Source organism: Streptomyces sp. NPDC003248, assembly GCF_055563235.1.
The window spans coordinates 1-19,307 of the sequence record NZ_JBVHDT010000014.1 but is presented as its reverse complement, the minus strand read 5'-3'; the positions used below and the strand labels follow the sequence as shown (position 1 = coordinate 19,307).

General features: G+C 74.6%; 16 protein-coding genes and 3 pseudogenes. 9 read left to right on the top strand and 10 right to left on the bottom strand.

All coding sequences use genetic code 11. The features are described from left to right. Positions 1–24: 24 nt before the first annotated feature. The 4 genes from ACZ3KJ_RS27485 to ACZ3KJ_RS27470 all read right to left on the bottom strand — a co-directional run bounded on the left by ACZ3KJ_RS27485 (position 25) and on the right by ACZ3KJ_RS27470 (position 5,109). Entirely contained in the window at positions 25–1,410 is a 1,386-nt protein-coding gene (locus ACZ3KJ_RS27485; protein ID WP_467530870.1) for an NADP-dependent succinic semialdehyde dehydrogenase, read from the bottom strand. A gap of 71 nt (positions 1,411–1,481) precedes the next feature. Next, positions 1,482–1,946 carry an NUDIX hydrolase gene (locus tag ACZ3KJ_RS27480; RefSeq protein WP_467530869.1) on the bottom strand — a complete coding sequence of 155 codons (465 nt, stop codon included), beginning with the start codon at positions 1,944–1,946 and terminating at the stop codon, positions 1,482–1,484. Then, positions 1,943–3,481: an ATP-dependent DNA ligase gene (locus ACZ3KJ_RS27475; RefSeq protein ID WP_467530867.1), complete on the bottom strand. Its 1,539-nt coding sequence runs from the start codon at positions 3,479–3,481 to the stop codon at positions 1,943–1,945. The genes ACZ3KJ_RS27480 and ACZ3KJ_RS27475 overlap by 4 nt, the downstream gene beginning before the upstream one ends. Positions 3,482–4,149: 668 nt before the next feature. Further along, complete coding sequence (locus ACZ3KJ_RS27470) at positions 4,150–5,109, bottom strand: NAD(P)/FAD-dependent oxidoreductase (protein WP_467530866.1); 960 nt, start codon at positions 5,107–5,109, stop codon at positions 4,150–4,152. 78 nt (positions 5,110–5,187) lie between these two features. Here ACZ3KJ_RS27470 and ACZ3KJ_RS27465 point away from each other — a divergent pair, with 78 nt between their 5' ends. The 6 genes from ACZ3KJ_RS27465 (at position 5,188) to ACZ3KJ_RS27440 (ending at position 10,450) form a co-directional block, all read left to right on the top strand. Then, positions 5,188–5,769, top strand: coding sequence for a helix-turn-helix domain-containing protein (locus tag ACZ3KJ_RS27465; RefSeq protein ID WP_389517062.1), 582 nt, complete (start codon positions 5,188–5,190; stop codon positions 5,767–5,769). A gap of 98 nt (positions 5,770–5,867) precedes the next feature. After that, positions 5,868–6,839 carry an NADPH:quinone oxidoreductase family protein gene (locus ACZ3KJ_RS27460; RefSeq protein WP_467530865.1) on the top strand — a complete coding sequence of 324 codons (972 nt, stop codon included), beginning with the start codon at positions 5,868–5,870 and terminating at the stop codon, positions 6,837–6,839. Continuing rightward, positions 6,836–8,017, top strand: a complete 1,182-nt coding sequence (locus ACZ3KJ_RS27455; protein ID WP_467530863.1) for an acyl-CoA dehydrogenase family protein — start codon at positions 6,836–6,838, stop codon at positions 8,015–8,017. The genes ACZ3KJ_RS27460 and ACZ3KJ_RS27455 overlap by 4 nt, the downstream gene beginning before the upstream one ends. After that, entirely contained in the window at positions 8,014–9,096 is a 1,083-nt protein-coding gene (locus ACZ3KJ_RS27450) for an acyl-CoA dehydrogenase family protein (RefSeq protein ID WP_467530861.1), read from the top strand. The genes ACZ3KJ_RS27455 and ACZ3KJ_RS27450 overlap by 4 nt, the downstream gene beginning before the upstream one ends. Positions 9,097–9,271: 175 nt before the next feature. Beyond that, entirely contained in the window at positions 9,272–10,132 is an 861-nt protein-coding gene (locus ACZ3KJ_RS27445) for a phosphatidylinositol-specific phospholipase C/glycerophosphodiester phosphodiesterase family protein (protein WP_467530859.1), read from the top strand. A 123-nt stretch (positions 10,133–10,255) separates the two neighbouring features. Continuing rightward, entirely contained in the window at positions 10,256–10,450 is a 195-nt protein-coding gene (locus ACZ3KJ_RS27440) for a hypothetical protein (RefSeq protein WP_467530857.1), read from the top strand. Positions 10,451–10,462: 12 nt separating this feature from the next. Here the strand turns inward: ACZ3KJ_RS27440 and ACZ3KJ_RS27435 are convergent, their stop codons facing one another. Both ACZ3KJ_RS27435 and ACZ3KJ_RS27430 read right to left on the bottom strand, forming a co-directional pair. Further along, a complete protein-coding gene (locus ACZ3KJ_RS27435; protein WP_467531085.1) occupies positions 10,463–11,650 on the bottom strand; it encodes a phosphodiester glycosidase family protein in 1,188 nt (395 codons plus the stop codon). A 186-nt stretch (positions 11,651–11,836) separates the two neighbouring features. Continuing rightward, positions 11,837–13,064, bottom strand: a pseudogene (locus tag ACZ3KJ_RS27430) (NUDIX domain-containing protein). 364 nt (positions 13,065–13,428) lie between these two features. Here ACZ3KJ_RS27430 and ACZ3KJ_RS27425 point away from each other — a divergent pair. Together ACZ3KJ_RS27425 and ACZ3KJ_RS27420 are read left to right on the top strand one after the other, a co-directional pair. Then, on the top strand, positions 13,429–15,804 hold the full coding sequence (locus ACZ3KJ_RS27425) for a molybdopterin oxidoreductase family protein (RefSeq protein WP_467530856.1): 2,376 nt from the start codon (positions 13,429–13,431) through the stop codon (positions 15,802–15,804). Beyond that, positions 15,801–16,298: a hypothetical protein gene (locus ACZ3KJ_RS27420; protein ID WP_467530854.1), complete on the top strand. Its 498-nt coding sequence runs from the start codon at positions 15,801–15,803 to the stop codon at positions 16,296–16,298. The genes ACZ3KJ_RS27425 and ACZ3KJ_RS27420 overlap by 4 nt, the downstream gene beginning before the upstream one ends. Before the next feature lie 51 nt (positions 16,299–16,349). Here the strand turns inward: ACZ3KJ_RS27420 and ACZ3KJ_RS27415 are convergent, their stop codons facing one another. Next, the gene (locus ACZ3KJ_RS27415; protein ID WP_467530852.1) at positions 16,350–16,799 is read right to left on the bottom strand and encodes a carboxymuconolactone decarboxylase family protein; all 450 of its coding nucleotides are present in this window, start codon (positions 16,797–16,799) and stop codon (positions 16,350–16,352) included. A gap of 116 nt (positions 16,800–16,915) precedes the next feature. Here ACZ3KJ_RS27415 and ACZ3KJ_RS27410 point away from each other — a divergent pair, with 116 nt between their 5' ends. Then, complete coding sequence (locus tag ACZ3KJ_RS27410) at positions 16,916–17,776, top strand: pirin family protein (protein WP_467531083.1); 861 nt, start codon at positions 16,916–16,918, stop codon at positions 17,774–17,776. 455 nt (positions 17,777–18,231) lie between these two features. On the opposite strand, the pseudogene ACZ3KJ_RS27405 reads toward ACZ3KJ_RS27410, so the two are convergent. From ACZ3KJ_RS27405 to ACZ3KJ_RS27395, 3 genes and pseudogenes are all read right to left on the bottom strand, one after another. Beyond that, positions 18,232–18,360: pseudogene (locus tag ACZ3KJ_RS27405) on the bottom strand (trehalase-like domain-containing protein); the annotation flags it as partial. A gap of 201 nt (positions 18,361–18,561) precedes the next feature. Continuing rightward, on the bottom strand, positions 18,562–18,819 hold the full coding sequence (locus ACZ3KJ_RS27400) for a phosphopantetheine-binding protein (protein WP_467530851.1): 258 nt from the start codon (positions 18,817–18,819) through the stop codon (positions 18,562–18,564). Continuing rightward, a pseudogene (locus ACZ3KJ_RS27395) lies at positions 18,816–19,307 on the bottom strand (tryptophan halogenase); the annotation flags it as partial. The pseudogene ACZ3KJ_RS27395 and the gene ACZ3KJ_RS27400, both read right to left, overlap by 4 nt.

Genomic DNA, 19,307 nt, shown 5'->3' with positions numbered 1-19,307 from the left:
CCCGGGATCGTAGCCGCGCGACGGTCACGCACCGTGCCAAACCGTGGTGATGTTGCAGAACTCGCGGATTCCGTGCCCGGACAGCTCACGCCCGTAACCCGACCGCTTCACCCCGCCGAACGGGAGGGCCGGGTGGGACGCCGTCATGCCGTTGACGTACACCCCGCCCGCCTCCAGATCCCGGACGAAACGGTCGACCTCGGCCTCGTCGCGCGTCCAGACGTTGGAACTCAGGCCGAACGGGCTGTCGTTGGCGATGAGGACCGCCTCGTCCAGGTCGGCGGCCCGGTACAGCGTCGCGACCGGCCCGAACGCCTCCTCGCGGTGGATCCGCATCTCACGGGTGACGCCGGCCAGGACGGTCGGCGGGTAGTACCAGCCGGGCCCCTCCGGGCGTTCCCCGCCGCACAGCACGCCGGCGCCGCCGCGCCGCGCGTCGTCCACCAGCTCCTCCAGGTCGGCGCGCCCCCGCTCGCTCGCCAGCGGGCCGACCTCCGTGTCCTCCTCCAGCGGGTCCCCGACCCGCAGCGCCCTCATCCCTTCGGTGAAGCGCTCCGCGAAGCGGTCGTACACGTCCGTGTGGACGACGAACCGCTTCGCGGCGATGCACGACTGCCCGTTGTTCTGCACCCGCGCCGTCACCGCGACCTCGGCGGCCCGGTCGACGTCCGCGGACGGCATCACGACGAACGGGTCGCTGCCGCCCAGCTCCATCACCGTCTTCTTGACCATCTCGCCGGCGGTGGAGGCGACCGCGCGTCCGGCCGGCTCGCTGCCGGTCAGGGTCGCGGCCTTGACCCGCTCGTCGCGCAGGATCTCGTCGACCGCGCCGGAGCCGATCAGCAGGGTCTGGAAGCAGCCCTCCGTGAAGCCCGCCCGGTGGAACAGGTCCTCCAGGTAGAGGGCGGTCTGCGGGACGTTCGAGGCGTGCTTGAGCAGACCCACGTTGCCGGCCATCAGCGCGGGCGCGGCGAAGCGGATCACCTGCCACAGCGGGAAGTTCCACGGCATCACCGCCAGGACCGGGCCCAGCGGCCGGTAGCGGACCAGGGCGCGGGAGGCACCGGAGTCCTTCACGTCGGCCTCGGCCGGCTCCTCGTCGGCGAGCAGCGCCTCCGCGTGCCCGGCGTACCAGCGCATCGCCCGCGCGCACTTCGCGGCCTCGGCCCGCGCCTGCTTGACCGGCTTGCCCATCTCGGTGGTCATCACCCGGGCGACGTCCGGCGCGTCCTCGTCGAGGAGGCCGGCGGCCCGCTCCATCAGCCGGGCCCGCTCGGCGAACGCCGACGTGCGGTACGTGCGGAACGTGGCCTGCGCGAGCTGGAGCCGGCGTTCGAGCTCCTGTTCGTCCATGGCCTCGTACGTCTTGAGCGTCTCGCCGTTCGCCGGGTTCACCGTCGCGATGGGCATGACCGACCTCCTGGAAACCGACTGTGCTTCGACCTTCGCGCGGCGCGCCGGGCCCCGCAACGCGTGCGCTCTCAGCCCGAGTGCTCCGCCAGCCGGTCCAGAAACGCGGACTGGGCCCTGACGATCACCTCGCGCGCCCGGTCCAGGCCGTACCAGGCGACCCGGTCCAGCTCGGGGAACTCCCGCGTCCGCCCGGACCGGGGCGGCCACTCCATGACGAACGTGCCGGGTTCGACCGCCGCCGGATCGAGGTCCGCCTCGACCGCCCAGGCCGTGACGATCTTGCCGTTCGTCTGCCGGACCTCACCGAGTTCGACCGCCTCCCCGTCGGGCGGCGCGACGCCCAGTTCCTCCCGGAACTCCCGGCGGGCGGCCTCCCAGGCGGGCTCGTCGGGCTCGTACTCGCCCTTGGGCACGGTCCACGCCCCGGCCTCCCGGCGCGCCCAGAACGGGCCGCCCATGTGCCCCAGCAGCACCTCCACACCGGCGTCGGTGCGCCGGAACAGCAGCAGGCCCGCGCTGCGCCGCGCGGTCACGGACGCACCTCGGGGTGCGCGGCGAGCAGGGTCTCGACGGTGTCGGCCTCCTCGGGCCGCTTGTCCTCGCGGTAGCGCAGCACACGGGCGAAGCGCAGGGTGACGCCGGCCGGGTAGCGGGTGGAGCGCTGGAGGCCGTCATAGGCGATCTCCACGACGAGGGCGGGGCGTACGGTCAGCCCCCAGCCGTGCTCCTGGACGGCCAGCTCCCTCAGGTGCCCGGTCTGCCAGGTGAGCATCGCGTCCGTCATGCCCTTGAAGGTCTTGCCGAGCATGGCGAAGCCGCCGTCGGCGGTACGGGCGCCGAGATGCAGGTTGGAGAGCTTGCCGGTGCGCCGTCCGTGGCCCCACTCGGCGGCCAGGACGACCAGGTCCAGGGTGTGCACGGGCTTGACCTTCAGCCAGGACGCGCCGCGCCGGCCGGCGCTGTAGGGCGCGTCGAGGGCCTTGACGACGACGCCCTCGTGACCGCGCCGCAGGGTCTCCTCGAGGAACTCCTCGGCCGCCGCCGTGTCCGGCGGGCCGGACACCACCGTGCGCCGCACCCGCATCGGCTCGGGCACCAGCCGCGCCAGCTCCGCGTGGCGTTCGGTGAACGGCAGGTCGAGCAGGTCCCGGCCGTCGACGGACAGCGCGTCGAAGAAGACGGGGGAGACGGGGACCTCCCGGGCGGCCGTCTCCACGTCCACGCGGGAGCCGACGCGGCCCGCGGTCTCCTGGAAGGAGCGCGGCCGGCCGGTGCCGTCGAGGGCGATGACCTCGCCGTCCAGGATGAACCGCTCCCCGCGCAGCTCCCGTGCCGCCGCGGTCAGTTCGGGCAGGCGGTCGGTGATGTCGTCGAGGGTGCGGGTGTGGACCCGCACGCTGTCGCCGTCGCGGTGGACCTGGACGCGGATGCCGTCCAGCTTCTCCTCGACCGCGCAGGCGCCGAGCTTGCCGACCGCCTCGGTCACCGAGGACGCCGAGTGGGCCAGCATCGGCAGGACCGGGCGGCCCACCGTCAGCCGGAACCGCTCCAGCGCCGCCGGACCGTCCGTGAGCAGCGCCTGCGCCACCGTCTGCAACGAGCCCGCCAGCATCACCGCCCGCCGCACCTCGGGCGGGGGCGCCCCGGTGGCCCGCGCCAGCCCCTCCACCGCGACCGCGTCCAGCGCGCCCTGCCGGACCTCGCCGGTGAGCAGCCCGAGCAGGAAGCGCTGCTCCCGCTCGGTGGCCGCGCCCATCAGCTCCCCGACCAGCCGGACCCGTTCGGCCTGCGCCCCGGGTCCGGCGACCGTGCCCAGCTCACCGAGCCGGGCGTCCACCTCGCGCACGGTCAGGGTCGGTTCGCCGGCCGGGGCCACCGGGCGGCCCAGCACCTTCCAGCCGACGCCCAGCCGCCCCTGCGGAAGCCGCCCGGCCAGATAGGGGATGACGATCGGCACGTCCTCGGCCTCCGCGTCCCGGAACAGCTCGGCGAGCAGAGCGATCTTGCGGGAGCGCGCCGAGGCGGCGGCGACCTCCCGCGACACGTCGGCGAGCCGGGTCAGCAGCATGCAGCCATGGTGCACCGACGGCGTCCCCGCTACACCCGCAGCGCGGGGGGCGGCGCGTCCCCCTGCACCCCCAGCGCGGAGGCGGGCGCGGTGGGGACGGCATCCGCGGCGCCGGTGCGGGCGCGGTGGGGACGGCACTCGCGGCGCCGGTGCGGCCGCGTCCCGGCTGCACTCGCGGCGCCCGGGTGGCCGCATCGCCGCCGCACCTGCGGCGCCGGTGTGGCCGCGTTCCCGCTGCTTCCGCGGCGTCCGGGTGGCGGTGTCGCCGCTGCACCTGCGGTGCCGGGGCGGGTGTGGTGGCCGCTCCGCCCGCAGCGTTGGGGCGGGGGCGGCACCCGCAGCGCCGGTGTGGCCGCGTCCCCGCCGCCCCCGCAGTGCCGGGGCGGGTGTGGTGGCCGCTCCGCCCGCAGGCGTCGGGGCGGCGCGTCCCCCCTGCACCCGCAGCGCGGGCGCGGGCACGGCGGGGGAGGGCACCCGCAGCGCCGGTGCGGCCGCGTCCTCCCTGCCTCGCGGCGTCGGGGCGCCCGCGTCCCCCCTGACCCGCGGCGTCCGGGCGGCCGCGTCCCCCCTGACCCGCGGCGTCGGACCGGGCGCGGCGCCGGCTCCGCCCGCAGCGTCGGTGCGGCCGCGTCCCCGCCGGCAATGCCGGGGTGGGGGTGCGGACGCGGCTACGCCCGCAGCGTTGCCGCCGTGGCCCGGTCGAGGTCCGTCATCAGCAGCTCGCCGTTGATCGCGGCGCCGGCCCGGTAGCCGCGGCTGGCCGCGTTGACCACCTGTTCGGCGAAGCCGGAGGCGTTGCCCACCGCCCACAGGCCCGGCACGGTCGTCAGGCCGCGGGCGTCGACCACCGGGTAGGTGCCGAAGGGCGTCTCGGTCGTCTCGGCGCCCAGCCGTCGCAGCAGGTCGGTCCGCGGGACGGCGCGGGGCGCGACGAACAGGATCTCCCGCGCGTGGACGCCGCCGCCGATGAGCCGGACGCCCGTGAGCCGGTCGTCCTCCACGACCAGCCCGGCCACCTCGCCCGGAACCACCCGCACGCCGGCCGCGGCCAGCCTGCGCAGGTCCTCGTCGGACAGCTCCCGCTCGGCGACCGTGTGCAGGAACAACGTCACGTCCTTCGACCACTGGGTCACCATCAGCGCCTGGTGGACGCTCAGCGGGCTCGTCGCGAGCACCCCGAACGCCTGGTCGCGGACCTCCCAGCCGTGGCAGTACGGGCAGTGCAGCACGTCCCTGCCGAAGCGGGCGGCGACGCCCTCGACCGGGGGCAGTTCGTCCTTCAGGCCGGTGGCGACGACGAGGGCGCGTGCGCGCACGGTCCGTCCTCCCCCGGAGGGGGTGCCCCCGGCGAGCCGCACGGCGAAGTCCTCGCCCCGCTCGGCGTCCACCGCCCGGTCCCGGACCAGCTCCACGCCGTACCGGGCGATCTCCTCACGGCCGGCCGCCAGGAACTCGGCGGGCGGCATCCCGTCCCGGGACAGGTAGCCGTGCATGTGGGCGGCGGGCGCGTTGCGCGGCTCGCCCGCGTCCACGACCAGCGTCCGGCGCCGGGCCCGGCCCAGGACGAGGGCGGCGGACAGGCCCGCCGCGCCACCGCCGATCACGATCACTTCGTATTCCTCGGTCATGAGTGACCACCTCCAGGGGCACGGTCACCCGGTCACCGCCGTGTTGACAAACTCGTTTGCCGAAACTGCAATGGACTCATGAGTGACGACGGTGTGGAAGAGGTGCTCGCGGACGTCGGCCCGCGGCTGCGGCGGATCCGCAAGGAGCGGGGCGCGACGCTGGGCGGACTGTCCGAGGCGACCGGCATCTCGGTGAGCACGCTCTCCCGGCTGGAGTCGGGCCTGCGCAAGCCCAGCCTGGAGCTGCTGCTGCCGATCGCCCGGGCCCACGAGGTGGCACTGGACGAACTCGTGGGTGCGCCGTCGGTGCGCGACCCCCGGGTGCGGGCCCGGCCGATCGTGCGGCACGGGCGCACGTACTGGCCGCTGACCCGGCAGCCCGGCGGCCTCCAGGCCTTCAAGGTGCTGGTCCCGCCGCGCACGGACGAGCCGGAGCCGCGCACCCACGAGGGGTACGAGTGGCTGTACGTGCTGTCCGGGCGGCTGCGGCTGGTCCTCGGCGATCACGACCTCGTGCTGACCGCGGGGGAGGCCGTCGAGTTCGACACCCGGGTGCCGCACTGGTTCGGGTCGACGGGGGAGGGGCCGGCGGAGTTCCTGAGCCTGTTCGGACCGCAGGGGGAGCGCATGCACGTGCGGGCGCGCCCCAAGCGGTCGTGAGGAGCGTCACGGGTTCCCCCCTGGCAAGCGACCGCTTAGTATGCACCTCGACCCGGTCGGAGAGCCGGTCGGACGCAGCAGTCCCCTGGAGGCCCCGCATGCAGGCATGGCAGGTGCACGAGAACGGCGAGCCGAGCGAGGTGATGCGGCTCCGGCAGGTCGAGCGGCCCGTCCCCGACGACGGCCAGGTCCTGCTCCGGGTGCGCGCCGCGAACGTCAACTTCCCGGACGCGCTGATGTGCCGGGGCCACTACCAGGTGCGACCGCCGCTGCCGTTCACCCCCGGCGTGGAGATCTGCGGCGAGACCGAGGACGGCCGCCGGGTCCTCGCCACCCCCGCGCTGCCGTACGGCGGATTCGCCGAGTACGCCGTCGCGGACGCCGCCGCCGTCCTGCCCGCCCCCGACGCGCTGGACGACGCCGAGGCCGCCGCGCTGCACATCGGCTACCAGACGGGCTGGTTCGCCCTGCACCGCCGGGCCGGCCTCGAAGCGGGCGAGACGCTGTTGGTCCACGCCGCCGCCGGAGGCGTCGGCAGCGCCGCCGTCCAGCTCGGCAAGGCGGCCGGCGCCACCGTGATCGGCGTCGTCGGCGGCGCCGGCAAGGCGGCCGTCGCCCGGGAGCTGGGCTGCGACGTGGTGATCGACCGGCGGAGCGAGGACGTCGTCGCCGCCGTGAAGGAGGCCACCGGCGGGCGCGGCGCCGACGTGGTCTACGACCCGGTCGGCGGCCAGGCCTACGCCCAGTCGGCCAAGACCGTCGCCTTCGAGGGCCGGATCGTCGTCGTGGGCTTCGCGAGCGGCACCATCCCGAACCCCGCGCTGAACCACGCCCTGATCAAGAACTACTCGATCCTCGGCCTGCACTGGGGCCTGTACAACACCAGGAAGCCCGAGCTGGTCCGGCACTGCCACGAGCAGCTCACCGAACTGGCCGCCAAGGGCGCGGTCAGGCCGCTGGTCAGCGAGCGGGTGCCGCTGGAGGAGGCCGCCGCCGCCGTCCAGCGGGTCGCCGACGGCACCACCACCGGCCGGGTCGCCGTCGTCCCGGGGAACGGAGCCGCCGTATGACCGACGCAGCCGAACTCGAGCGCCGCACCCGGGAGTTCCTGGCCGCGCACCCCCCGGCCGGCACCGACCGCCTCGCCTTCCTGCGGGCCCGCTTCGACGCCGGGCTGGCGTGGGTGCACTTCCCGGAGGGCCTCGGCGGACTCGGCGCCCCGCGGTCCCTCCAGGCCGTGGTGGACACCGCGCTGGAGGCCGCGGGCGCCCCCGACAACGACCCCCGGCGCATCGGCATCGGCCTCGGGATGGCCGCGCCCACGATCCTCGCCTACGGCACCGAGGAGCAGAAACGGCGGTTCCTGCGGCCCCTGTGGACCGGCGAGGAGGTGTGGTGCCAGCTGTTCAGCGAGCCCGGCGCCGGATCCGACCTGGCCGCGCTCGGCACCCGCGCCGTCCGCGAGGGCGACACATGGGTGGTCGACGGGCAGAAGGTGTGGACGTCCAGCGCCCACCTCGCCCGCTGGGCCATCCTCATCGCCCGCACCGACCCGGACGTGCCCAAGCACCGGGGCATCACGTACTTCGTCTGCGACATGACCGACCCCGGCGTCGAGGTCCGGCCGCTGCGCCAGATCACCGGCGAGGCCGAGTTCAACGAGGTCTTCCTCACCGGCGTCCGCCTCCCCGACTCCCACCGCCTCGGCGAGGTCGGCGACGGCTGGCGGGTCGCGCAGACCACGCTGAACAACGAACGCGTCGCCATCGGCGGCATGCGGCTGCCCCGCGAGGGCGGCATGATCGGCCCGGTCTCCAGGACCTGGCGCGAACGCCCCGGCCTGCGCACGCACGACCTGCACCAGCGGCTGCTCACCCTGTGGGTGGAGGCCGAGGTCGCCCGCCTCACCGGCGAGCGGCTGCGCCAGCAGCTCGCCGCCGGCCAGCCCGGCCCCGAGGGCGCCGGCATGAAACTCGCCTTCGCCCGCCTCAACCAGGAGATCAGCGGCCTGGAGGTCGAACTCCTCGGCGAGGAGGGCCTGCTGTACGACGACTGGACCATGCGCCGCCCGGAACACGTCGACTTCACCGGACGTGAGGCCGGCTACCGCTACCTGCGGTCCAAGGGCAACAGCATCGAGGGCGGGACCAGCGAGGTCCTGCTGAACATCGTCGCCGAGCGCGTCCTGGGCCTGCCCGCCGAGCCGCGCACCGACAAGGACGTCGCGTGGAAGGACCTGGCCCGATGAGCGCACAGCCCGACCTGCTGTACTCGGAGGAGGAACAGGCCCTCCGCGCCGCCGTCCGGGGTCTGCTCGCCGACCACTGCGACGCGCCGGGCGTGATCGCCCGGACCGAGTCGGACGCCCCGCACGACGTGGCGCTGTGGAAGGCGCTCGCCGGGGGGATGGGCCTCGCGGGCCTGCTCGTCCCCGAAGAGCTGGCCGGTCAGGGCGCCACCCACCGCGAGGCCGCCGTCGTCCTGGAGGAGCTCGGACGTGCGATGGCTCCCGTGCCGTACCTGACGAGCGCCGTCGTCGCCACCGAGGCGCTGCTGGAGTGCGGGGCCGACGACCTGCTCACCGAGCTGGCGTCCGCCACGGCGATCGGGGCGCTCGCGGTCGGGCTGCACACCGCCCCCGGCGCCGGCTTCCCGACCGTACGGCTCGAAGGCGGCCGTCTGCACGGTGAGCTGACCGGCATCGCGGACGCCGCGGTCGCCGACGTGCTGCTCGTGCCCGCGGACGACGGCGGGCTCTACGCGGTCGCCGCCTCCGCGGCCACCGTCACCGCGCGGACGGCCCTGGACCTGACCCGGCCGCTGGCCACCGTGACCCTCGCCGGGGCGTCCGGCCGCCGCCTCGGCGACGCCGCACCCGCCGTCCACCGCGCCCTGCGGGCCGCCGCCGGACTGCTCGCCTCCGAACAACTCGGCGTCGCCGAATGGGCGTTGACGGAGACCGTGCGCTACCTGAAGGAGCGCACGCAGTTCAACCGGCCCGTCGGCGGCTTCCAGGCGCTCAAGCACCGGCTCGCCCGGCTGTGGCTGGAGACCGTCAGCCTCCGGGCCGCCGCCCGGGCCGCGGCCGACGCGCTCACCACCGGCGAGGACACCGACGTGGCCGTCGCCGTCGCCCAGGCCTACGCGGCACCCGTCGCCGTCCGCGCCGCCGAGGAGGCCCTGCAACTGCACGGCGGCATCGGCATGACGTGGGAGCACCCCGTCCACCTCTACCTGAAGCGCGCCAAGGCCGACGCGATCGCGTACGGCACGGCCGGCGCCCACCGGGAGGCCCTGGCCGAACTGGTCGACCTCCGCGCCCCCTGACGGCCGACGGCCGGCGCACGCGGGAAGGCCCGCCCCACCCGGGGCGGGCCTTCCCGCGCACCCGGTGAACGACCGGCGGCGGTCCGGCCAACTCCTCTCGCGTACAGGCCCATTGGGGTCCCCGACGCGTGATACTCCCTGAGGTCCCGTACGGCATCCCAGGGAGGCAGGAGCCATGCCCCTCACCACCCGTCGCAGAGCCCTCAGCACCCTCGGCGCCGCCCTCGCCGGAGCGGTCGCCCTGCCCGCCGGCCAGGCGCTGGCGGCCGAACGCACGCCGCCCGTGCGCCCGTTGCGGCGCGCCCACGCCCACAACGACTACGAGCACCCGCGCCCCCTCCTGGACGCCCTCGACCACCGCTTCGGCAGCGTCGAGGCCGACATCTTCCTCGTCGACGGCCAGCTCCTGGTCGCCCACGACGCCGTGGACCTCGACCCGGCGCGCACCCTGGAGTCCCTCTACCTCGCCCCGCTCGCCGCCCGTGTACGCGCCCACCACGGCTCGGTGTACCGCGGCGCGCGCACCCCGCTGCAACTGCTGATCGACATCAAGACCGAGGGCGCGTCCACGTACCTCGAACTCGACCGCCAACTGAACCGCTACCGGCACCTGTTCACCACGTACGCGCACGGCCGGGTGCGCCGCGGGCCGGTCACCGCCGTCGTCTCGGGCGACCGCGCGGCCCGCACGCCCCTGGCCGCGCAGACCGTGCGCCGCGCCTTCTACGACGGCCGCCTCACCGACCTCGGCAGCACCGAGGCCTCCTTCGCCGCGCTGATCAGCGACAACTGGACCTCGCACTTCACCTGGCAGGGCGTCGGGGCCTTCCCCGACGCGGAACGCCTCAAGCTGCGCACGATCGTCGGCGCGGCCCACGAGCGCGGGCAGCGGGTGCGGTTCTGGGCCACCCCGGACGCGCCCGGACCCGCCCGGGACGCGCTCTGGGGCGAACTGCTCGCCGCCGGCGCCGACCACCTCAACACCGACGACCTGGCGGGCCTGGAGGCGTTCCTCGACGCCCACGGGACGGAATAGCGGATTCTCGGCCCCGGCCGACACCACCCGTTCGGAGGACGGCCCAGGCGCACGGACGAACCCTCCGCTACGCCACACTTGCGGCCGAATGCCGCGAAAGCGGGCGTCGCGGAGGAGGTTGGCGTGGCCGTTTCCATTTCCATGGTGCTGTTGCTGTTCGCCCTGGCTGTGATCTTCACGCGCAACGGCGGACTGAAGGTCTCCCACGCGCTGGTCTGTCTGCTGCTCGGGTTCCTCCTGGCCGGCACGAGCATGGCGCCCACCATCCACAGCGGCCTCACGGCGACCGCCGACATCGTCAGCAGCCTGCGTCCGTGAGGCCGTGCGGGCTCACTGCGTGAAGACGCCGATGCCGTTCGGCACGGGACGCTCCGCGCCACCGGAGGGGTGGTTGCGCACCGTGACCCCGGAGGCTCCCGGCGCCCGGGCGACGAGCGTCGTCGAGCCGCCGCCGTCCAGGCTGAAGCCCTCGGTGGCGCCCAGGCTCTTCAGCGACTTGGCGACCTCGGCGATGGTCAGCCCCGAGCGGTTGGCGGCCGCGCCGTCCACCGCGAACAGCAGCACGCGCCGCCCGCCGTCCGCCAGTCCCACGGCCGTCCGTACGGCCGAGGTCCGGGAGTCCAGTCCGGTCAGGGCCCGGCCGCCGGAGAGCACCGGATAGCCGCCGAGGGCGAAGCGGTACGCGCGCCGCGACGCGGCCGTCAGGCCGTACCGCACCGTCACCCGCTGCCCCTTGACGAGCGTGCGCAGGCGCTGCGCGCCCGCCTCCCGTCCGACGAGCACGGTCGTGTCCGCCGCGATGGCGCCGCTGCCCGGGGTCGCGGTGGACGACACCACCACGCCGTTGCGCACGGTCACCTCGTAGGTGCTCGTGCTGCACGCGGCGGCCCGTTCGGTGTCCGTGCCGCAGGTGGCCCGGCGCCGGGAGGCGCTGCCCCAGCCGGACGTGTACGCGCCGATGGAGTTCTCCGCCAGGGCGTACTGGTTGAGCCCGCCCAGCGGCAGGCGGCGCCCGATGGTGGTGACCCATCCGTCGAGGGTCAGGCTGTCCAGCCGGGCCCGGCCGTCGGTGCCGACGCCGACGACGTTCTTCGTGGTGGTGCCCGGCGGCAGTTCGGGCCCGAACCGCTGGCCGTCCGGAACGGCGCCCTTGAGCGCCTTCCCGTCCGCGACGGCCGGGCCCACGGAGGCGCCGGTCGCGGCGACGCCGGGGTGCTGGGTCTCGGTGATGTTGAAGAAGTCCCCGTTGACGCCCGCCACGGCCTTCTGCGCCGTGGCCAGCCGGGAGACCGTCGCGCGGGCCGCGACCTTCCCCGGATGCAGCAGGCCGAGGCGGACGTGGCTGTTCGTCAGGTCGACGCTCAGCACGTGCACATGGGTGCTGCCGGCCGTGGCCGTCAGGTCGTACTGGCGGTAGGCCACGCCCGCCGCGACGGTGGTCCAGGTCGCCGCGCCGGCGGGCGTCGCCCCCACGAGGAGGCCGCCCGCCAGCGTGCCGAGCGCCGTCAGGACCGTCAGCGTCGCTCTGCGCGCCCCGTACCGTCTCCGAAGCTGTCTCCGGAGTGGTGTCTGATGTGGTGTCACGGACCCCCCTGGGTGGTTTCGGGCCCGCAACTTTCTCACGACCGGCGGGGGTCACCGTCGGGGGCCCGGCGAACACCACGAGAACGGGTGAGGAAGGGTCACATCGCGGCCGACGCCCGGTCACCCGTACGAGGACCCGTACGCGGACCCGTACGAGGAACGGTCCTCGTACGGTGTGAAGTGGGCCGGCGCGTGGTCGATCGGCAGGTCCGGGCGCCAGGCGGTGAGGGCCTGGGCGCTGCACACGAACAGGGACGGCGGCAGCCGGTCCAGGGCGTACCAGCGCCAGTCGCCGACGCGTTCGCCGGGCTGGTCGGCCGGTTCGCCCCGCCAGCCGGTGACGACGGCGCCCACCGTCACCCGGACGACACCGCCGGCGTCGTCGAGGAGCGTGCCCAGCAGCCGGACGTCCGAGGGGTCCGCCCGCAGCCCGGTCTCCTCCCGCACCTCCCTTACGACCGCCTCCTGGAGCGACTCCCCGGGCTCCACCGTGCCGCCGGGCAGCTCCCAGGTGCCCCGGCGGTGGCGGCCCAGCAGCAGCCCGCGCGGGCCGTGCAGGACGGCGCCGACGCCGAGGGCCGCGTGGGCGACGGGCGGCGACGCGGAGCGCGGGCGGGACGTCACGCGCACGGGGCGCCGGGCCCGGAAGACGCGGTGAGAGGCGGGGCGGTCCGGATCCGGCGCCGGCACCTCCACCACCTCCTCCACGCGCAGCCCGTGGTCGGCGAGGAGCCGCTCCCACACCTGCGCGGCCGGCTCCCACCGGTGGACCGGTGCCTCGCCGCCGCCCGGCAACGGCAGGGTTCCGGGCCGTGCCACGAGCTCCGTCGAGGGGCCCGTCCCGCGCCCACCGGTGTGCGGCACCGAGAAGCACAGCGTCCCGCCGGGCGCCAGCGCCGTCGCCAGCGCGGGCAGCAGACGGAGCGGATCGATGTACGGCACGGCGCCGACGGAGTAGACGACGTCGTACGGACCGGCGGCGCGCAGGTGGGCCACGGCGTCCGCGTGGACGAGGCGCAGGCCGGGAAGGTCGCCGTGACGGGCCCGGGCCCGTTCGATCTGACCGGGCGCACGGTCGACGGCGTCCACCTCGGCGCCGTACGCGCGCGAGCCGGGCGGCGTGCCCGGCCGTGCCGCATCCGAGGTCCAGCACCCGACGGCCCCTCAGCTCACCCAGGAGGGCCTCGTCCGGTCCGGCGCCCGGGAACCCCCGGTCGGTCCGCTCCGCCTCCGCGACGGCCGTACCGCGCCGCAGGTGGCCCTCCGCGTAGGCCTGCCAGGCATCGGCGTTGACGGCCTCCGGGCCGTCCGGTCCCTCCGGAACGTCCGGGACGAGAGGGTGCGGCATGGGCGTCCTCCGGGGCGGGGCGGGCGGGTGCACGGGCCGGGAGATCCTTACCGGCGGCCGGGGCGGGCAATCCCCTGAGCGCACGGGAGGGGCGTGGGGCCGGGGGGCCCGGGGCGGGACCGGGGCGCGGCCGGGCGGCCACGGCCGCGGCGGGTGTGTCCGCCCGGGACGATCACCTGCGACGGGCCGGCACGGGTGCGACGGGGTGCTCGCCCGCGGCGAAGCGGCGACGGGGTGCTCCGCCCGGCGCGTACGAGAAGGCGGGCCCAGGGGCGCTCGCCCCGGACGATCACCCGTGACGCGCAGTGCAGGCGTAACGGGGTACTCGCCCGGGGCAAGCAGCTCGACCGGCGGAGGTGACGTGGTGGAGAAGGGACCCGACCGCATCGAGGACCCCTGGGGTCCCCGGACGCCCTACGGACCCGGCGCGCCGTGGCCCGTCCGCACCGACCTGCACCTGGCCGACGGGCTCACCGAGGACGACGTGGAGCGCTGGGTGCCCTCCGCCTCGCTGCTCCACTCCAACGGCGACGCCATGGACATCGCCGTCCGGGACGGCCGGATCGTGGGTGTGCGGGGGAGGGCCGGCGACCGGGTCAACCACGGCCGGCTGGGACCCAAGGACCTGTACGGCTGGCAGGCCAACCACTCCCCGGACCGGCTGACCCGGCCGCTGGTGCGCGAGGGCGGACGGCTGACGGAGTGCGACTGGGACACCGCGCTGGACCGGATCGCCGCCCGCACCCGCGCACTGCTGGACGAGCGGGGACCGGGCGCCCTCGGCTTCTACACCAGCGGGCAGCTCTTCCTGGAGGAGTACTACACGCTCGCCGTCCTCGCCCGCGCCGGCATCGGGACCAACCACCTCGACGGCAACACCCGCCTGTGCACGGCCACCGCCGCCGAGGCCCTGAAGGAGACGTTCGGCTGCGACGGACAGCCCGGCTCCTACGAGGACATCGACCACGCCGACACCATCGCCCTGTTCGGCCACAACATGGCCGAGACGCAGACGGTGCTGTGGGCGCGCGTCCTGGACCGGCTCGCCGGCCCCGAACCGCCCACGCTGCTGTGCGTGGACCCGCGCCGCACCCACGTCGCCCGCCACGCCCACGTCCACCTCGCCCCCCGCCCGGGCACGAACGTCGCCCTGCTCAACGCCCTGCTGCACGAGCTGATCCGCACCGACCGGATCGACCACGCCTACCTGGAGCGGCACACCGTCGGCTTCGACGAGCTGGCCGCCGCCGTCGAGCGGTGCACCCCGAAGTGGGCCGCCGGCGTCTGCGACGTCCCGGCCGCCGAGATCGAACGGGCGGCGGAGGTCCTCGGCACCGCCGAGCGGCTGCTGTCCACGGTCCTCCAGGGCGTCTACCAGTCCCACCAGGCCACCGCGGCCGCCGTCCAGGTCAACAACCTGCACCTGCTCCGGGGCATGCTGGGCCGCCCCGGCTGCGGACTGCTCCAGATGAACGGCCAGCCCAGCGCCGAGAACACCCGAGAGTGCGGCGCCGACGGCGACCTGCCGGGCTTCCGCAACTGGGAGAACGACGCGCACGTCGCCGAGCTGGCCCGGATCTGGAACGTCGAGCCCGAACGCATCCCGCACCACGCGCCGCCCACCCACGCGATGCAGATCTTCCGCAACGCCGAACAGGGCTCGGTCCGGTTCCTGTGGATCACCGGCACCAACCCGGCCGTCTCCCTGCCGGAGCTCTCCCGCATCCGCGCGATCCTCGCCCGGGAAGAGCTGTTCACCGTCGTCCAGGACCTCTTCCTCACGGAGACCGCGCAGCTCGCGGACGTCGTCCTGCCCGCCGCCACCTGGGGCGAGAAGACGGGCACCCTCACCAACGCGGACCGCACCGTCCACCTCTCGGAGAAGGCCGTCGACCCGCCCGGCGAGGCCCGCGCCGACCTCGACATCTTCCTCGCCTACGCCGCCCGCATGGACTTCCGCGACAAGGACGGCGCCCCGCTGATCACCTGGCACGACCCGGAGTCGGCGTTCGCGGCGTGGCAGCGGTGCAGTGCCGGCCGCCCCTGCGACTACACCGGCCTGTCCTACGACCGTCTGCGCGAGGCCGGCGGCATCCAGTGGCCCTGCACCGCCGACGCCCCCGGCGGCACCCCGCGCCTCTACACCGGCGGCATCACCTTCGCCCGCCCCGACACCTGCGAGAGCTACGGCAGGGACCTCGTCACCGGGGCGTCCGTGGAGCCCGTCGAGTACCGGTCCCTCAACCCGGACGGCAAGGCGGTCCTCAAGGCCGCCGAGTACCTGCCCCCGCACGAGGAGACCTCCCCCGACCACCCCCTCCGGCTGATCACCGGACGGACCGTGCACCACTTCCACACCCGTACGAAGACCGGCCGCGTCCCCGAGCTCGACGCCGCGGCCCCCGACGTGTGGGCGGAGCTGTCGCCGTCGGAGGCCTCCCGGCAGGGCCTGGCCGACGGCGACCTCGTCCAGGTCACGACCCCGCGCGGCACGGTGCGCGCCCGGCTGCGGACCACCGTCATGCGCGACGGCACGGTCTTCCTGCCGTTCCACTACGGCTACTGGGACACCCCCGAGGGCCACCGCCCGCCCGACGGCGGCCCCGGACGGGCCGCCAACGAGACGACGGTCACCGACTGGGACCCGGTCTCCAAGCAGCCCCTGTTCAAGTCGGGCGCCGCCCGCGTCACGCTCGTCGCGCGGCGCGCCGAGGGCCCCGGGAAGGACGGCCGCCGATGACGACGACCGGAGTCACCGCCACCCTGCGCGCCCTGCACGACGGCGAACACGGCCTGGAACGGGACCTGCTGGCCGCGGCGGAACGGCACCGCGCGGAGCACGAGGTCCACCACGTCGCCAGGGACCTCGCCCGCTGGTCCCACGAGCACACCGCCCGGCTGGCCGCGACGGGCCGCCGCCACGGCCTCGACCTGCCGGGACCGCCGGACGACCCGGGCCCCGGCGCCCTCGCCGCGCTGCGCGAGAGGACCGCCGGGGCGCTCGGCCGGCGCCCCGCGGCGGGCCTGCTCCTCCTGCACGACCTGCGCGACCTCCACCTGGCCGCCGCCCGCAACTCGCTGCACTGGGAGATGCTCGCCCAGGCCGCCCAGGCCCTGCGCGACGAGGAGTTGCTGGACCTCGTCGGCTCCTGCCACCCGCGGACGCTGCGGCAGATGCGCTGGACGAACACGTTGATCAAGGTGCAGGCGTCACAGATCCTCACCTCCGCCTAGGTCGTTCCCGACGGCTCCAGGGACGCCCCCGGCCACGAGGCGGACGGGCCGTCAGTGGACGGGGTGCTTGCTCAGGATGGACACCCGGTTGAAGGCGTTGATGGTGACCGCCACCCAGATCACCGCCGAGATCTGGTCCTCGGTGAGGGCCTCCCGGGCCTCGGCGTACGCGGTCTCCTGCGCGGCGGCGTCGCTGGGGTGGGTGGTCGCCTCCGCCAGGGCCAGGGCCGCCCGCTCCAGCGGGGTGAACAGGTCGGTGTCCCGCCACGCCGCGAGCACCCCCAGCCGGCGCGTGGTCTCACCCCCGCGCAGGGCGGCCCCGGTGTGCAGGTCGAGGCAGTACGCGCAGCCGTTGAGCTGCGAGACGCGCAGGTTGACCAGCTCCACGACGGTGCGCTCCAGGCCCGCGTCGGCCGCCGTCGCGCGCACGGCCTCGGACGTCTGGACCAGCGCGTGATAGGCCTTGGGGCTCTGCTTGTCTATGAAGATCCGTCGAGTCATAGTTGAATATGTAACATTCCTGGGAGGGTCGGGATGGAACCGACGAGAGGTGGGCCGCAGTGAGCAAGGTCGAGGTACTCACCCCGCGGGACGTGCCGCTGGGCGGCCCACGGGCCATGACCGTACGGCGGACGCTGCCGCAGCGTACCCGTTCGCTGATCGGCGCCTGGTGCTTCGCCGACCACTACGGCCCCGACGACGTCGCCGACACCGGCGGCATGGACGTCGCGCCGCACCCGCACACCGGACTCCAGACCGTGAGCTGGCTGTTCAGCGGTGAGATCGAACACCGCGACAGCCTCGGCAGCCACGCCTTCGTCCGCCCCGGCGAGCTCAACCTCATGACCGGCGGCCACGGCATCAGCCACACCGAGGTCTCCACCCCGGACACCACCGTCCTGCACGGCGTCCAGCTCTGGGTGGCCCTCCCCGACGCGCACCGCGCCACCGGACGCGACTTCCAGCACCACGTCCCCGAGCCGGTACGGCTGGACGGCGCCGAGATCCGCGTCTTCCTCGGCACCCTCGCCGGGACGACCTCCCCCGTACGGACCTTCACGCCCCTCCTCGGCGCGGAACTCCTCCTGAGTCCGGGCGCCACGGTCACCCTGCCCGTCGACCCCGCCTTCGAGCACGGCCTCCTGGTCGACACCGGGGCGGTCCGCTTCGCCGACACCTCCCTGCGGCCCGCGGAACTCGGCTGCCTGGAGCCCGGCGCCGCCCGTCTCACCCTCACGAACGAGTCCGACGACACGGCCCGGGCCGTCCTGCTGGGCGGCCCTCCGTTCGAGGAGGAGATCGTCATGTGGTGGAACTTCATCGGACGCACCCACCAGGACATCGTCCGCGCACGGGAGGACTGGATGGCGGAGCTCGGCGGCCCCCGGTTCGGCGAGGTAGACGGCTACGACGGCGCTCCACTGCCCGCCCCCGAGCTGCCGAACGCCCCGCTGAAACCGCGGGGAAACAGGCACTGACCTGCACGGATACCGGGTTCTGGCGGTAGGGAGGTACGACCCTGAGGGCCACTGCCTCCCACCGCTCCGGTGGCTCACGGAGGCGACGGCCGACCCTGCCGAGTGCCTGAGTCAGAACAGCAGGCGCTTCCACAGTGTGGCTGCCTGCGGGCGACTCTGGTCAGCCTCTTGCTGACCTTTTGCCGACTTTACTGACGAGTCATCAGCTGATGACTCAGGTGTCTCTTGCGGTTCGGCGGGCCGGTGCGGTTCGCCTGGCTCGCGGGCCGCGTTGAGCGAGGCCGATGCGGAGCGGGGGGTTTGATATCTCCGCAGGTCATTCTGTCCACCCGGCGTACGGACCGCTCCAGCACAGTGAGGCGGGGGAGTACCGCAGTGTGTCTCTACCAGTGCGCGTCAGGAAGACGATCGAGTGGTACGCCGGGACATACGAAAGCGGCGCTGATCGGCGACTGCGGCACCGCTTCTGCCTCGATCGCGGGGCTTACCCGCCAGGTACCGTGATTCGGCGTGCCCAGCAGCCGGGCGAACACGGCTGGCGAGTCGAAGCGGGGCAGGCACAGCCAGTCGATCGAGCCGTCTCGCATACAAGAGCAGAAGCCTGCGAGCAGTGAGCTCGGGGCGGCGGGAGATCGGCCGGGCATCTTGGACCGAGCGCGATGCCGGCGAGGACCTGGCCGATGACCGGTGGCTGCCCAGGGGCCGGGCGAGCACGGAGAGCAGGGCCGCGAGGGCCACGACCACGCCGGTGGCGGCCAGGACGCTCGCGGCGATGCGCTCGGAGTTCACCCCATCCCCCGCCTGTCGGGCAGGCTCAGCGCCTCCCACCAGCCTTTCAGCGTGGGATTCGCCGTGAGGTCCTGGAGGGTCACCTCGACGCCGTAGCGGCGCCAGAGGACCATGAGGTGCATCATCCTGATCGAGTCGAGGCCGAAGGAGACGAGGTCGGTATCCTCGTCGAGCGCCCCGATGTCCTCTTCCAGTGTCTCCGCGAGGTCCGCGAGCACCTGCTCACGGGTCAACGGCTTCTCCAGCGACGTCATGCGACCGGACCTCCGTGGGTGAGCGCGGACTGCTCGGCGTCGTCGGTCGGCCGTTCGGCGCCGTTCGTCGGGGGTTCGGCGTCGTCCGGCTCCGGTACCGTCCAGCCCAGGCCGTCGGATGAGGGGATCAGGCCGTCGGGGAAGAGGGGGCGTTCCAGCGCCGTCGCGCCGCCGAGGGAGGCGCGGGCCTGGATCTCGTTCATGCCCTGCATGACCTCCGTCACGACACCCGTGCCGAACAGCTCGCCCATCTGCTCGCCGCTCTCGGTCTGCGCGGGCCCGGTCCTGGTGACGGCCTCGGCCAGATCGCGGGAGGAGCCGGCGAACCGCTCCTTGAGCGCGGCCGTGTCCAGGAGCGCCGTCTCGCCGGAGGAGACGCCGCCGACCAGCTCCACGAAGGCGCGCAGGTCGGTGGCCTCGGCCCGGGAGACCTTGCGGGCCTGCCAGAAGTAGGAGTCCTCGTTGTGCTGCATGTCGTAGAAGGCGAG

Bases quoted from the DNA above. Each gene is read 5' to 3' on its own strand.
- ACZ3KJ_RS27485 (WP_467530870.1), bottom strand. From the start codon at position 1,410: ATGCCCATCGCGACGGTGAACCCGGCGAACGGCGAGACGCTCAAGACG.
- ACZ3KJ_RS27475 (WP_467530867.1), bottom strand. From the start codon at position 3,481: ATGCTGCTGACCCGGCTCGCCGACGTGTCGCGGGAGGTCGCCGCCGCC.
- ACZ3KJ_RS27470 (WP_467530866.1), bottom strand. From the start codon at position 5,109: ATGACCGAGGAATACGAAGTGATCGTGATCGGCGGTGGCGCGGCGGGC.
- ACZ3KJ_RS27465 (WP_389517062.1), top strand. From the start codon at position 5,188: ATGAGTGACGACGGTGTGGAAGAGGTGCTCGCGGACGTCGGCCCGCGG.
- ACZ3KJ_RS27460 (WP_467530865.1), top strand. From the start codon at position 5,868: ATGCAGGCATGGCAGGTGCACGAGAACGGCGAGCCGAGCGAGGTGATG.
- ACZ3KJ_RS27455 (WP_467530863.1), top strand. From the start codon at position 6,836: ATGACCGACGCAGCCGAACTCGAGCGCCGCACCCGGGAGTTCCTGGCC.
- ACZ3KJ_RS27450 (WP_467530861.1), top strand. From the start codon at position 8,014: ATGAGCGCACAGCCCGACCTGCTGTACTCGGAGGAGGAACAGGCCCTC.
- ACZ3KJ_RS27445 (WP_467530859.1), top strand. From the start codon at position 9,272: ATGCCCCTCACCACCCGTCGCAGAGCCCTCAGCACCCTCGGCGCCGCC.
- ACZ3KJ_RS27420 (WP_467530854.1), top strand. From the start codon at position 15,801: ATGACGACGACCGGAGTCACCGCCACCCTGCGCGCCCTGCACGACGGC.
- ACZ3KJ_RS27415 (WP_467530852.1), bottom strand. From the start codon at position 16,799: ATGACTCGACGGATCTTCATAGACAAGCAGAGCCCCAAGGCCTATCAC.
- ACZ3KJ_RS27410 (WP_467531083.1), top strand. From the start codon at position 16,916: ATGACCGTACGGCGGACGCTGCCGCAGCGTACCCGTTCGCTGATCGGC.
- ACZ3KJ_RS27400 (WP_467530851.1), bottom strand. From the start codon at position 18,819: ATGACGTCGCTGGAGAAGCCGTTGACCCGTGAGCAGGTGCTCGCGGAC.